We start from the raw sequence: 420 nt of genomic DNA on the forward strand, positions 1-420 counted from the left end.
CACGCATGTGGAGCCGATGACCAGTATTTTTTTCATAATTGCCTCCGGTTTTCTGATTTTTTCGTTATAAAAACGTAAGATTATTATACGCGGAACTGGAAGTTCCTTCAATTGCTTTTCCCTGTTTCCTATGTTAAAATTTTAGAGAACTGTTAGTACAGGAAATACAAGAGAAGAGAGATGAAGATAGATGTACGATCAGATTACAGCCATGGCAAAAGAGATTTTTGAAAGAAGCGTGGCGAGGAGAAGAGACTTGCACCGGCATCCGGAGACGGGCTGGCTGGAGATGCGCACTTCCGCCGTCATCGCCGGGATTCTGACGGAGCTGGGGTATGAGGTACTGACCGGCAGTAACGTGTTGGATGGAGAAGCCAGACTGGGCCTTCCTTCGGAGGAGGTGCTGCGGGAACATGCAAA

General features: G+C 47.1%; 1 protein-coding gene. It reads left to right on the forward strand.

The features are described 5' to 3' along the window. Window positions 1-190: 190 nt before the first annotated feature. Window positions 191-420: amidohydrolase (locus NE664_14550; GenBank protein ID MCQ4727855.1), on the forward strand; the 230-nt coding region annotated here is incomplete at its 3' end.

Origin of the sequence: Anaerotignum faecicola (genome assembly GCA_024460105.1) — a bacterium.
GTDB lineage: Bacteria > Bacillota > Clostridia > Lachnospirales > Anaerotignaceae > JANFXS01.